Source organism: Pirellulales bacterium (assembly GCA_019636335.1).
GTDB lineage: Bacteria > Planctomycetota > Planctomycetia > Pirellulales > JAEUIK01 > JAHBXR01.
The window spans coordinates 216,911-230,133 of record JAHBXR010000005.1 but is presented as its reverse complement, the minus strand read 5'-3'; the positions used below and the strand labels follow the sequence as shown (position 1 = coordinate 230,133).

Annotated in this window: 10 protein-coding genes; 6 read left to right on the top strand and 4 right to left on the bottom strand. The window is 64.4% G+C overall.

All coding sequences use genetic code 11. The annotated features are described in order from the left end of the window. Positions 1–9: 9 nt before the first annotated feature. The 4 genes from KF708_07500 to KF708_07485 form a co-directional block, all read right to left on the bottom strand. Positions 10–1,293, bottom strand: a complete 1,284-nt coding sequence (locus tag KF708_07500; GenBank protein ID MBX3412516.1) for a polysaccharide biosynthesis/export family protein — start codon at positions 1,291–1,293, stop codon at positions 10–12. Between the two features lie 21 nt (positions 1,294–1,314). Next, positions 1,315–3,471: a hypothetical protein gene (locus tag KF708_07495; protein ID MBX3412515.1), complete on the bottom strand. Its 2,157-nt coding sequence runs from the start codon at positions 3,469–3,471 to the stop codon at positions 1,315–1,317. A gap of 341 nt (positions 3,472–3,812) precedes the next feature. After that, entirely contained in the window at positions 3,813–4,772 is a 960-nt protein-coding gene (locus KF708_07490; GenBank protein ID MBX3412514.1) for a hypothetical protein, read from the bottom strand. 61 nt (positions 4,773–4,833) lie between these two features. Further along, positions 4,834–5,721, bottom strand: coding sequence for a sugar phosphate isomerase/epimerase (locus KF708_07485; protein MBX3412513.1), 888 nt, complete (start codon positions 5,719–5,721; stop codon positions 4,834–4,836). 293 nt (positions 5,722–6,014) lie between these two features. On the opposite strand from KF708_07485, the gene KF708_07480 reads away from it, so the two are divergent. The 6 genes from KF708_07480 (at position 6,015) to KF708_07455 (ending at position 13,171) form a co-directional block, all read left to right on the top strand. Next, positions 6,015–6,809, top strand: a complete 795-nt coding sequence (locus tag KF708_07480; GenBank protein ID MBX3412512.1) for an undecaprenyl-diphosphate phosphatase — start codon at positions 6,015–6,017, stop codon at positions 6,807–6,809. A 162-nt stretch (positions 6,810–6,971) separates the two neighbouring features. Continuing rightward, positions 6,972–8,900: a DUF1553 domain-containing protein gene (locus tag KF708_07475; GenBank protein ID MBX3412511.1), complete on the top strand. Its 1,929-nt coding sequence runs from the start codon at positions 6,972–6,974 to the stop codon at positions 8,898–8,900. Positions 8,901–8,914: 14 nt separating this feature from the next. Continuing rightward, positions 8,915–10,423, top strand: coding sequence for a DUF1501 domain-containing protein (locus tag KF708_07470; GenBank protein MBX3412510.1), 1,509 nt, complete (start codon positions 8,915–8,917; stop codon positions 10,421–10,423). Positions 10,424–10,527: 104 nt separating this feature from the next. Further along, entirely contained in the window at positions 10,528–11,571 is a 1,044-nt protein-coding gene (locus tag KF708_07465) for an SGNH/GDSL hydrolase family protein (protein MBX3412509.1), read from the top strand. 150 nt (positions 11,572–11,721) lie between these two features. Beyond that, complete coding sequence (locus KF708_07460; GenBank protein ID MBX3412508.1) at positions 11,722–12,828, top strand: Gfo/Idh/MocA family oxidoreductase; 1,107 nt, start codon at positions 11,722–11,724, stop codon at positions 12,826–12,828. 28 nt (positions 12,829–12,856) lie between these two features. Beyond that, entirely contained in the window at positions 12,857–13,171 is a 315-nt protein-coding gene (locus KF708_07455; GenBank protein ID MBX3412507.1) for a Dabb family protein, read from the top strand. Positions 13,172–13,223: the final 52 nt, after the last annotated feature.

Sequence of the window (13,223 nt, the reverse complement as noted above, 5' to 3'; positions counted from 1 at the left end):
CGCTCGCTCTTAGAACACCGTGCCGACGTTCGTATAGCTGACCGAGGTCGAGAAGGGCACGACTCCGTAGACGCCTCGCGTGAAGACGAGGTTGATCATGTCGTCGAAGACCAGGACCGGGCTCTTCGGCACGACGACCAGATCGGTATCGTTGAGCCAGATCTCGTCCGCCGGGCAGGGCTTCTTGCCGTAGAGCGCCCCGCGCAGATCGAGCATCGTGGCCATCAACCGCCAGTCGTCGCCGCGGCGGAAGATCACCACTTGCCGCAGATTGGCGCCCACGTTCCAGCCCTTCGCCAGGGCAATCGCCTGCATGACCGTGGTGGGCGCTTCGAGCGTGAAGCGACCCGGCTCCTTCACTTCGCCCAGCACGTAGCAGTAGCGGGGGGCACGCTCCTGCAGCACGGGCGTGATCTCCATGCCGTCGATCTCCTGCGCGTAACGCTCGTTCAACTCGCGGCGCGCCTCGTCGAGCGTCAACCCATGCACCGGCACCGAGCCCAGCACGGGAAGCTGGATCGTGCCTTCCGGGGTCACTCGGACGCGAATATTCTGACCACCCTGCCCTGCCCGCGCATCGACCGCGGCGCGAAGGTCTTCGAGCTTCGTATTGACCTTGAGCGGCGTGACCGTGATCGCCGGCTCCTTGTAGTATTTCATGTAGAGCTTGTTCAGCTCTTCGGTGAGCTGCGTCACGGTCAGCCGGGCCGCTTTGACCTGGCCCAGCAAACGCAGGGTGATCGTGCCGTCGGGCTGAATGACCAGCTCCCGATTCAGTCCTTCGTCGGTGAACGATTCAACGTCGACGATATCCCCCACGTTGAGCCGGTACGGTTCGGGGCTCTCATTGCGCGTGACGCGATAGACGAATTCCAATCGGTCGTCGACGCGCAGGCGATACTCGGGCACGTGCGGAATACGATCGTGGCCGACATATTCACCTTGGGCATAGACCTGGAACGGCACGATGCTCGTCGCCTTCCAGCCGAACTCGCCGCAGTTGCCCCCCTCGGCACAATCGATACCGGTGATGCAATGCGGCTGCGCGGGAGAAAGGTATTGCACCGGGACGAGTTGCCAGTCGGTGCGAGTGAAGGCAACGTCTTCCGCCGTGGTCGACTCTGGCTCCGCCGAAGCAGGTGCCTGGGCGATGGCGCTCGGGACACGCGGCGCGAACAAGCCATAACTCAAAGCGGCACAGCCTGCGGCTGCCAGCAGCAGGAATCCGCCGCGCCGCCCCCATCCGTGGCGTGCCGCCCTTTGTTGTGCTGATTGCAAGGTTCTGTCATCCATGAGAGCAGTTTCTCGTACCGGCTATTTGCGGTCGTTGGTGTTCTTGTTCGCGGTCCAGGGCAAGATGCGTTCGAGCACCGGGGTCTCGCGCGACTCGGGAATCGGCTTGAGCCGTTCCTTTTCCCCGGGCGTGGGGCGTTTGGCCGTTTGCGATGCGCCCCCTGAGAACTCGCTCGGATCGACCCATCGCACGGCGTTCGGCTCGGTCGCCGCGAGCTCCGCTTCGCTCGATTTGGTCCCTTGCCTGGCGAGCAGTTCCCCTCGCTGGAGCGCCTGATCGGCAAGCTGAGGTTCGCCCAGTTGCCGATGCACCGCCGAGAGGTTCTTCCACGTTTGGGCCTGAGACTGTTGCGACAGGCTGTGCTGGAACGCCTCGCGAGCGTCGGGCAAACGTCCCAAGCGCACGAGCAGCACGCCAAGATCGTTCGCCGCCAGGAAATTGCGCCCGTCGATCAGTAGGGCGGCCTGATGGAAGACCATCGCCTTGGGCTCGGGCGCCTTGACGTTCGTCGAAGGCTGCCGCGCGAGCGAGGCGTGGATCTTGCCCAGGCCGTAGAGCGCCATCGACGCCACCGGCTCGCCATCCCCCGCCAGCGCGAGCTGCTCTTGAGCGTAGGTGTAATACTGTTGCAAGGCCACGGTGACGGTCATGTTCGACGCATCTACGCCGTGCAACACCGGCGTGCGGTGTCCGGCAATGGCATGTTCGACGTCGATATCCGCCTCGACACGCGAACCGTTGGGGAATAGCGAGTCGGCTTCCTCGAGGGCTCGCAGACCGGCAGCCAGCGCCTGGCTATGCCGGTTCGTGTGCTGTTCGGTGTCTTTGGCCTGGGCCAGCAAGCGCACCGTGCTGATGAATTCGCTCCGCGCCGCGAAGAGCGCACCACGTTGGGCGAGCGAGAAGCCCCCTTGCACGCGTGCAAAGGCCAGTCGCGAGACTGCTTCCATCTCGGCCGTACGCTGGGGCGCCGCGCCAGGAATCGGGCGCGCCACCGGCGCCGACGCGAGCGGACGCGCCGGCGGTGGGCTCTCCGGAGGAGACGCGAGTGGCGCAACCGGTACGTGCGGCGCTGCTGGGACAGGCGCCGAGGCCTGCTGCGGCAAGGGCGCCTCGGGGGCAAACTCTGGGATACCCTCGGTCGGCGGCAGCGGGACCAGCGTCGACGGCCAATGCGAGTCGGGGCCATCCGACTCGGGCGTCAGCAGGATCGGATTCCGCGGCGCGAGATCGTCTTGATCGAACGGCGTTTCCTCCGCCGCCGGTGCCGGTTCGTCGATCGGTCGAGAGGGGACGAGGACGGGCTCCTCGACGTTCTCCTGCCCGATGAAGTCGGGCACGTTGGCCGGCATCAGTGGGGGATCGGAGAGTTGAGGGACCTGATCGAGTGTGGGTTCCGCCAGCGGCGCATCGATCGGCGAGACATGCTCCTGCTCGACCGTGTGGGCTGCCGTTGGCGGTGCGGTCGGCACGGCAACCGGATCGGGGAACGCGTCGTACGGGATCTCGCTGGGCAGCAGCGATTGCGGCGCGTCGACCTGTTGCTCGGGCGCGGGCACGACGAGCGGCGCCGCCGCCGTCACCGGCGCACGATGCGCCGGTGGCGTCGGAGGCGCCAGCGGAGCGGACCGGCCGCGAGCATCGGCGAGGCGTTGCTCGAGGGCCCAGTCGCGCGGGGCGGGAGGAATACGCATCACCGGCGTCCCCTGCTCGGCCGGCTGGCCGGTGGCGGGGGGAGGAGTCCAGATGCCCACGGTGTCGTGAGGAGCGGGCGCCTCTTCCACGTCGGGCAACTCCGTGGCGAATCCGCGATCGGTGGGGGGAAGGATGAGCTTGGCGACCGGCGTCGCGGGGGCCGGTTGGGAATATTCGGAGATCGGCTGTGCCGGCTGCACCACGAAGACCGAGTGGGGCAACGCCTCACGCGCGGCAACCGGCGAGACGTTCAACTCCGCGTCGGAGACGCGCGAGCACTCGTCGGCGTAGGCGATGGCCATCGCCAGTTGATCGTCGCTGGCCAGGCGTCTTGGCTCGGCGCTCGATATCGACCGAGGCACATGGAACTCGCCCGACGCGTCGTACGAGGTGGCCTGGTCCGATGCAGCGCCGCAGCCCACGACCATCGCGAGGCCGAGGGCACTGGACCCGGTGAAAAAGGCGCGCAACAGATACCGCATGGCTCTAGGCCCCAATCCGTGGTGGCGGCGGCAGCTCTTGCCGTTCCGTGCAAAAGCTCTGCATCCGCCATCGTCCGGGGGGAAAGTCTGCCCGTAACAAAACTAGGCGTGACGTTGCGGTCCGATCTACCGCTATACGCGGCCTCGGTAAACACGTTACCCCTCGTACAGCCCGACCGGGGGACGCCGCTACAATCCATACTCGTGGATGAACTATTGCGGCCGTACCATCCGTCCAGAAAATGCGGAATTCGGGCTCCGGACGAGCGTGCGGCGACGATCGGACAGCGCAATCCCGCGTGCGGACCCACGGCTGTCGACCGGCGAAAAGAACCGCTGCGTCAGAACAGACGCAACTGCGGAGCGGTCCCCAGACGATAGGCATTCAGCCCTTCGTCGCGCAGGCGATCGACGAAGCTCACCGGGCCATGGGTGCAGTAGATCTCGCGGGGCTCGACCCGCGCGATCGCTTCGAGCAATTCGTCGTAGTCGGCGTGGTCCGAGATCGGAATCGCGTGATCCACCCCCAGGCGATAGCGGGCCGATTCGTCGTGGGCCCAGCCCGTGACGGCAAACGACACGACGTTCGTCAGTTTCGGCAAACGCCACGACTTCTGACTGCGCGGCGGTGCCACGATCACGTGACCGAACTTGGCATAGCCGGGATACAACTCGTAGCGGCCCAGCGACACGCCACATTCCTCGTACAGGCGGCTGATCTCATACACGAGTTGATGCTGCAGCACCGAGAAGCCCGCATCGGACAGCAGGCGAGTAATCTCCTGGCTCTTGCCTAGCGTGTAGGCGTGAATGACGGGGGTGGCTCCCCTTTCGAGCGTTTGCTGCAGCAACTCGCACAACTTGCCGATGGCCTCGGCGCGGGGAATCAGGCGGTAGTACGGATCGCCGAAGGTGGACTCGATGACGAGAATCTTCGCCCGGGGCAACTCGGCAGGTTCGCAGGTCACCGCTGCGGTGAGCTTGAAATCGCCGGTATAAAGGAGCGACTCGTCTCCATCTTCGGCCAGCAACATGGCCGAACCGAGACAGTGCCCCGCGGGATACGTCGTGAGTCGCAGGCCGCCAAAGTCGATCGGTTGCCGGTAGGGCATCTCGAGGATGCGCCGTCGCCCGAGCCGAAAGTGGTAGAGCTTGCCCGTCTCGGGCGTACACAGCGCGAGCTCGTGCCGTCCCATGTGATCGGCGTGCGCGTGCGAGATGAACGACTGCGCCTGACGGCGGCGAGCATCGACGGCCAGATCGGCTTTCGTCAGTCGCAGTTGGCCATCGAAGTGAAACACGAGCGCCTCGGAAAGCTAACCGCGCACGCACTGTCCTAGAGACGCGATTTTCGACGAGCCGCTAACGCGCCGTGGCGGTGAGCTTGCCTGTCGGCGAGAGACCGGCCGCTTTCCAGACCTTGTCCAAGTGCTGCCCGGCGGCCTTCACGATCGCGTCGCGCGAGTTACCATTGATGCGCGAGCGCGACGGGGCGGGCGTGACGGGGCCATCGTAGCCCAGTTCGGCCAGCGCCACGAGCGCGGCGGTCGTATCGACCACGCCCGATTCTCCCGGCAACAGCCGATCGTTCTCGCCACACTGGTCGAGCGGCATGTCGGCCGGAACGTCCGCCAGCGCGACCGTGACGATTTGCTCCCCCTTCAACTTGCGCAGCGTCTCGAGCGGAGTCCCGCCGACGTGCAAGTGCCACAGGTCGATGGCGACGCCGACGTTGGGTTGGCCGACCATGCCCAGCAGCATGAGCAGCGGTTCGAGCCCGTGAATGAACTCGAACGACTTCGCCTGGCGCAGCTCGGCATAGGTGACGAACTCGACGCCGAGTCGAATATTGTGCGGGGCCAGCAGCTTGCCGATCTCGCCGAGCCGCTTGCGGTGCGTCTCGAAGTTCTCGTGATAGGGACGCTCGTCGCTGCCAGGAGAGATCGTCGTCACGGCCCTCAGGCAACCGACCTGCGCCGCGATCGGCGTCAGATCGATCAACTCGGTCAATTGCTTGCGAAACGTGGCCTCGTCGGCCTCGAGATCGACCGGGAGCCGAAAGTAGGCCAGCTTCAATTTGGCGCTGTCGAACAGGCGGCGGGCCTTGTCGAGGCCGCCTGATTTGGCTCGCGCGGCGAACTCGACCAGGTCGAGCTCGAGCCCACGAAACCCGTGCGACAGAGAAAGTTCGATGACCTCTGATTCCGAGGCGCTGGTGCCAAGCACTTGCGTACTCAGATTCTTGAACATGGGGCACTCCGCGGGACATGGCGTGCGAGACGCTCGATCAGGTGGGACAACTGCACCGAGGGCGCGGCTGTGCCCTCATTATGGCAAAACGCGCGAACTCCACAACCGTGGTGCCGAAGCGTTTATCGCCGAACGGACCTAGAAACGCGGGAATCGGTCAGACCGCCGGGCCACTCCGCCACGGTGAGCTATACTTTTCGGCCCAGGTCCCCTGCTGGGCAGCGTCGTTCGATACGATCCGTTCGACTGCTAGCATTGCTCTCTTGTCCCTGTTCTCTGACTGAGCCGCCGGCATGGATTGGTTGACCGTCATCATCGTCGGCGTGGTGCAGGGAATCACGGAGTTTCTGCCGATCAGCTCGGACGGCCACTTGCTGATCGCCGAGGCCCTGCTCGAGAAGTTCAGCGGCATTCATCTGGAAGATCCCCTCACGCTCAACGTGGCCCTGCACGGAGGCACCCTCTTGTCGATTCTGGTCGTGTACTGGAATCGTATCTGGCGACTGCTGGGTTCGGATCGGCGCGTGATCGGCCTCGTCGTGGCTGGCACCATTCCGGCGGTCGTCGTCGGGCTCCCCTTAAAGTGGTACTGCGAGCCGGTCCTCGAGAGCACGCTGCTGGCCGGGTTGATGCTGCCCGTGACGGGCATCCTGCTCTGGACCAGCGGACGCACGACACCCGGCAACACGGATTACGTCAATCTCACCTATCGCCAGGCGGTGCTGATTGGCGCGGCGCAGGCGTTCGCAATCCTGCCGGGCGCCTCGCGCAGCGGTTCGACGATCGCCACGGCGTTGTTCCTGGGGGTGGCGCCGGAGGCGGCCGCCACGTTTTCCTTTCTGCTCGCCCTGCCGGCGGTCGCGGGAGCGTGCGTGCTCGTGCTGCACGACGCAACGCAAAACGAGATTAGCACGATCCCCTGGTTCCACTTGGGCGTGGGAGCATTCATCTCGTTCGTCACCGGCGTGGTCGCCCTCTCTTGGCTCCGCAGTTGGTTGCAAAAGGGGCGTTTCTACCAGTTCGCCTACTGGTGCATCCCGGTCGGAATCGCCGTCGTCGTCTGGCAGCTTTGGCCCGCTTCGGCCTGAGTCGTTGGCGTACCGCCGCGACCTTCTTTTTGCTTCCGGCCGGACGCCAAATAAATTTGCCGCCAGATTCGGCCAGGGCTACGATGAAGCCCTGATCTGCGTGAGAGTGCGGTCCATTTCGCCGTCGTCACGGCCAGGTAGTTGCGGTGCGAGGCATGCTCGATGTGGCGTGGGATTGGCATTCGCCGCGGCGGCCGGTGCTTGAGTTGGCTCATCGTGTGGAGCTGCGTCACCTCCCCTTTTCTTTTGGCCGATGAGGCTTCTCCAGGCGACGAAGCCCCCGCCATCTGGTCGGTGGCCCCCGTCGTGCGTCCCGAGCCCCCCGCGGTGCAAGACACCGACTGGTGCCGCAACCCGATCGATCGCTTCATCCTGGCACGGCTCGAGCAGGAGGGAATGCAGCCCGCGCCTGACGTTTCGCGCGCGAAACTGATTCGTCGCGTCTATTTCGATCTCTGGGGACTCCCCCCTTCGCCCGAAGAAGTGGCTGCCTTCGTGGCGGACGATTCGCCCGAGGCGTATCCCCAACTGGTCGAGCGTCTGCTGGCCGACCAGCATTTTGGTGAGCGCTGGGCCCGCTACTGGCTCGACCTGGTTCGCTTTGCCGAGACCAACGGCTACGAACGGGACGCCGTTAAAGAGCATGCCTGGAAGTACCGCGACTGGGTGATCGAGTCGCTGGTCGACGACAAACCGTACGATCGCTTCGTGCTCGAGCAGTTGGCCGGCGATGAGATCCCCGATGCCACGCCCGAGACCCTCGTCGCCACTGGCATGCTCCGCGTGGGCACCTTCGACGATGAACCCAACGATCCGCTGCAGTACAAGTACGAGCAGCTCGACGACCTGGTCCACGTCACGGGCACGACCTTTCTGGCGCTCACGATCAAGTGCGCCCGCTGCCACGATCACAAGTTCGATCCGATTCCTCAGACGGACTACTACTCGTTTCTCAACTTCTTTAGCGCGGGCAAATCGGCCGAAGGAGACGTGCTGGGCTACACCGACGCAAGTCGCGATGCGCCGGTGATCCATCTCTTGAAATCGGGCGATCCGCGTGCCGAAGGGGACGAGGTGCCGGCGGGGTTCCCGACCTTGGTGCCGGCATTGGCGCGGGCCGTCGAACCACCCCCGGCCGAGGCGAAGACGACGCGCCGCCGCCTGCAACTGGCCCAGTGGATCACCGATGCGAAGAACCCCCTCACGCCACGCGTGCTGGTGAATCGGCTCTGGCAGCACCATTTCGGACAGGGCCTGGTGCGCACTCCGGACAATTTTGGCGTCATGTCCGATGAACCGACGCATCCCGAGCTGCTCGATTGGCTCGCGGCCGAAGTGATCGAGCGCGGCTGGAAGATGAAGGACATCCACCGGCTGATCTTGTTGTCGCGGACGTACCAGATGGACTCGACCCATCCCGCGCACGACGAATACGCCGAGCGCGACTTTGCCAACGAGCGGTGGTGGCGCGCGAACCGCCGCCGCCTCGATGTCGAGGCCTTGCGCGACAGCCTGCTGGCCGTGAGCGGCGATTTGAACCTCCAGGCCGGCGGCCCCGGCTTTGTGCCCACGGTCAGCGTCGAAGCGCTCGAAGGCCTGTCGAAGAAAGAAGCCGCCTGGACGGCGTCGCCGCCAGAGGAACAGCGCCGCCGCAGCATCTACATGTTCACCAAGCGCTCGCTGCTGTTGCCGCTGATGACGGTGTTCGATCTGGCGGACACGACTCAGCCCTGCGCCCAGCGCAGCGTGACCACCGTGGCGCCGCAGGCGTTGGCGTTATTGAACAATCCGTTCGTCCATGAGCAGAGCGAGGCCTTGGCCCGCCGCGTCGAGCGCGAAGTAGGTTCCGATCCCGGCGCCCAGGTCGAACGAGCATGGTGGCTGGCTTTCGGCCGCGCTCCGAGCGAAACGGAACGCGAGGCAGCCTTTGCGCATTTGGCGTCGCAAGAAGCGCATTACACGAAATCGAACGCGGCCGCGCCATCCGCTCCCGTCGCCGCCGCCGAAGCAGGTTCCGTCGCGCGGCATCTGGCGTTGGCGTCGTTGACGCATGTGTTGCTGAACGCCAATGAATTCGTCTATGTCGACTGAGTGAGCCACACGCGATGTCGCAGCGATCATTCCCTTCGAGTTCCGCCCCGCGAAGCTCGGCCGCGCGCCCTAAGGGACTGTTTCCCTGCGGCCAGACACGCCGCGAGTTCGTCTGGGAAATGGGAGCCGGTTTCGCCGGACTGGCCCTCTCGACCTTGCTGGCCGGCGATGGTTTCTTCGCGCGGCACGGTCTGGCCGCCGAGTTGTCATCGGAAGGTCCTCTCGCGCCGCGAAAGTCGCATTTCAAGTCGCCGGTGCGCAGCGTCATCTTCTTGATGATGAATGGCGGGCCGAGTCACATCGATACCTTCGACTACAAGCCGTCGCTCGCCAAGTACGCGGGTCAGTCGTTGCCGGCGGACAAGTCGTTTACGAATTCCGGCGGACGGAAGATGGGCTTTCTCACCCCGGCCTGGCGCGAGTTTCGCCCCGGCGGTCAGAGCGGCCTGATGATCTCCGACTACTTTCCCCGCATCCGCGAGCACGCCGATAAGCTCGCGCTCATCCGCTCGTGTCATACCGATAGTCACGCGCACGGGTCCGCCCTCGTGGCGATGAATACCGGCAGCACGTTCATCGGCAAGCCGTCGCTCGGCAGTTGGGCCCTTTATGGCCTGGGCACGGAGAATCAAAACCTGCCCGGCTATGTAGTGATCCTCGATAAACGGGGCGGTCCGATCAGCGGTCAGCCGAACTGGTCGGCAGGCTACATGCCCGCCGGCTACCAGGGCACTCTCTTTCGACCGACGGGCGATCCGGTGCTCGACCTGCGCGGACCGGCCCATGTCGATCGCGATGCGCAGCGCGCTCAGCTCGACCTGCTCGCGCGACTGAACGACGAGCACCTTGCCACGCGCAGCGGAGGTGACGAACTCGCCGCGCGGATCCAAAGTTACGAGTTGGCCTTTCGCATGCAGGCCGAAGCCCCCGAGGCGGTCGACCTGGCCAGCGAGAGCCAGGCCACGCTCGACGCCTACGGTGTCGGCCAGGCGCCCACCGACGAATTCGGCCGCAATTGCCTCATCGCGCGGCGACTCGTCGAGCGCGGCGTGCGCTTCGTGCAACTGTACAGCGGTGGCGGGCATCTGGAAGAGACCTGGGACGCCCACGAAAGTGTCGAAAAGAATCACAGCCGCCACGCCGGCGAAACCGATCAGCCGATCGCGGCGCTGCTCACTGACCTGGCCGAGCGCGGCTTGCTCGAGAGCACGCTGATTCTCTGGGGCGGAGAGTTCGGCCGCATGCCCTTCGCCGAAGGTGAAGGCGCCCCCGGACGCAATCACAATCCCTATGGCTTTACGATGTGGGTGGCCGGGGGTGGCGTCCGCGGGGGAACATCGTACGGCGCCACCGACGAATTTGGCTTCGCGGCCGAAGAGAATCCCGTGCATTTGCACGATATTCACGCCACGCTGCTCGCGCTGATGGGGCTCGATCACGAACGGCTGAACTACTTCCACCAGGGGCGCGACGAACGTCTGACCGATGTACACGGCCGCGTGATTCGCGAGATCATGGCCTGAGGTCAGACGGTGGCCGTCGTCCGCCCGTCGCTCGACGAGGATTTCTCCCTCGTCCCTCGTCCCTCGCTCGAAGCATCTCCTCTCGCTTCGATTATACTGAGAGGGTGTCCACCTTCGTCGTTTACCTGATCCCTCTTACGATCGCGGCCGTGTGTCTGTTGGTGCTGCGCATGGCGATGTTGCGCTATCGCGTGCGCCGGCACTGGTTCTGGCTGGTATTGGGCAATCTGGCGGTGTTGCTCGCCTCGCTCGGTGTGATTTTTCTGGCGGCCGAAACCTACTACCGCTACTTCTACGATGAATCGGACGCATCGTCGTTGAGCCTTTCATCGCAACGCTGGTTCGATCGTTACTACCGGATGAACGAGGCCGGGCTGCGCGACAATGTCGAGTACCATTCGGAAAAGCCTCCCGGGGTGCGTCGCCTGAGCTTTGTCGGCGACTCGTTCACCGCCGGCCACGGCATGCGCCGGGTCGAAGACCGCTTTGCCAATATCCTGCGGCGCAAGCTGGCCCCGCATTGCGAGGTCCACTGCCTGGCACGCAACGGGCTCGACACGGGACCTCAAATCGACATGCTCCGCCGCGGCTTCGACGGCGGTTATCGGACGGACGCGGTCGTCCTCATCTACTGCGCGAACGATCTCATCGACCTGCTGCCCCAATTGCCGGGGCAGGTCGAGCGGTTGAGTGCCCGGGCCGCGAGCATCGGCGCGCTGCGAAACAGCTACGCGATCGACATCTGGCACTGCCGCTGGATCGTGGCCACCGATCCCGATTCGACGAATCACTACCAGGATCTGGCCGCTGCCTACGAAGGTGAGTTGTGGGACCGCCAGCAAGCGCGCCTGCGCGAGTTGGTCGCAGTCTGCCGCGAGCGCGAAACACCCTTGGCGATCGTCATGTTTCCCTTTATCGATCCGCGCGAGATGGGGCCCTACGATCGAGCCTATGCGAAGCTCGAGGCCTTCTGTCGGGCCGAAGATATTCCGTATCTCGATCTGCGGACGGCGCTCTATCCCCATGTGGAAGAAGGCCTGATCGTGAATGCCTTCGATGCGCATCCGAATGAGCGAGCGCACGCCCTGGCCGCCGAGGCGATTCTCGCCTGGCTGCGCGAGACGCTGCCGGCGGTCGTGGGGCCGTAGAAGCGCGTTTCTTGCCCCGTCCCCTCCGTGCCGGTACCATACGGCTCTTTCGGGGAGACCTGATTCGTTCCAGTCGTGCCTGGCTGGCTTCGTGCGCTGGCCGTGAGGCACGTCTGCGACCGTTCACCATCGCGAGGGAGCACCGCGACTATGTCACGCAGGAAAAAGGTACGGGTAGCGATCATCGGGCTGGGCTTCGGCGCCGAGTTCATCCCGATCTATCAAAACCATCCCGAAGCCGAGATCTATGCCATCTGCCAGCGCAGTGCCGAGAAGTTGAATCAGATCGGCGATGCCTTCGGGGTCGAAAAGCGCTATACCCGCTACGAAGACGTGCTAGAAGATCCGGCGGTCGACGCGGTGCATATCAACTCGCCGATTCCCGATCATGCCTGGATGAGCATCAAGGGGCTCGAGGCCAAGAAACATGTGGCCTGCACGGTGCCGATGGCCACCACGATCGAAGAATGCAAGGAGATCGTCAAAGCCCAACGCCGTGCGCGTCGCCATTACATGATGATGGAGACGGTCGTCTACAGTCGCGAGTTCCTCCTGATCAAGCAGCTTTACGACGAAGGCGAACTGGGCCGCATTCAGTTTCTCCGCGGCTCGCACCAGCAGGAGATGGCGGGCTGGCCCGGCTACTGGGAAGGCCTGCCCCCCATGCACTACGCCACGCACTGCGTGAGCCCCTGCCTGGCGCTGCCCGACAAGCTGGCCGAATCGGTCGTCTGCCACGGATCGGGTCAGATCAGCGAGGAGCTCACGGCCAAGTACGGTTCTCCCTTCGCCGTGGAAACCGCCACGATCAAGCTGGCCGACTCGAATCTGTGCGCCGAGGTGACGCGCAGCCTCTTCGAGACGGCCCGGCAGTACATCGAAAGCTTCGACGTTTATTGCGACAAGGTGAGCTTCGAGTGGTCGCGGATCGAGCACGAGCAGCCGGTGATGCATCGGGGCGAGTCGCCCGAGCGCGTCGACGTGCCCGACTTCGCCTATCGCCTGCCCGAGGCGATTCGCCGCTTCACGACGAAAGGGGTCTACGACTCGGAAGAGTCGCAGCATTTGTCGTTCACGCAGGGTTCGGGGCATGGCGGTTCGCATCCGCACATGGCGCACGAGTTCATTCGCGCGATCGTCGAGAAGCGTCCCCCTCGTCCCGACGCGCGCACCAGCGCCAACTGGACGATGACCGGCATCTGCGCGCATCAATCGGCCATGAAGGGGGGCGTGCGGATCAAGATTCCGCGCGTCTAACGCGGGCCATTCCGTCTCGAGACTTTCCATGCCTTGTATCCAGCACTGCGTACTCGTCAAGTTCGCCGTCGGCACGCCGCAGCGCACGATCGACGAATTCTTCGCCGATCTGCGCGCCTTGGTCGACAAGCTGCCCGGCATCAGCGGATTCACCGGGGGAGCTGATTGCAGCCTCGACGGTCTGTCGCAAGGCTACACGCATGGCTTCGTGATGACGTTTGCCGATGCCGCCACGCGCGACGTGTACCTGCCTCATCCGGATCATGTCGCGATCCTCGAGAAGTACCGTCCCCACCTCGACGGCGGGCTGGATGGGGTACACGTGCTCGATTGGTATGGCTAGCGTCATCGTGCGGCCGAAATGGGCAAAACTGTTACAGAGCTCACAACCGTCA

Excerpts from the sequence above, each read along its gene's own strand:
- KF708_07500 (MBX3412516.1), bottom strand. The coding sequence starts at position 1,293 with ATGGATGACAGAACCTTGCAATCAGCACAACAAAGGGCGGCACGCCAC.
- KF708_07495 (MBX3412515.1), bottom strand. The coding sequence starts at position 3,471 with ATGCGGTATCTGTTGCGCGCCTTTTTCACCGGGTCCAGTGCCCTCGGC.
- KF708_07485 (MBX3412513.1), bottom strand. The coding sequence starts at position 5,721 with ATGTTCAAGAATCTGAGTACGCAAGTGCTTGGCACCAGCGCCTCGGAA.
- KF708_07480 (MBX3412512.1), top strand. The coding sequence starts at position 6,015 with ATGGATTGGTTGACCGTCATCATCGTCGGCGTGGTGCAGGGAATCACG.
- KF708_07475 (MBX3412511.1), top strand. The coding sequence starts at position 6,972 with ATGTGGCGTGGGATTGGCATTCGCCGCGGCGGCCGGTGCTTGAGTTGG.
- KF708_07470 (MBX3412510.1), top strand. The coding sequence starts at position 8,915 with ATGTCGCAGCGATCATTCCCTTCGAGTTCCGCCCCGCGAAGCTCGGCC.
- KF708_07460 (MBX3412508.1), top strand. The coding sequence starts at position 11,722 with ATGTCACGCAGGAAAAAGGTACGGGTAGCGATCATCGGGCTGGGCTTC.
- KF708_07455 (MBX3412507.1), top strand. The coding sequence starts at position 12,857 with ATGCCTTGTATCCAGCACTGCGTACTCGTCAAGTTCGCCGTCGGCACG.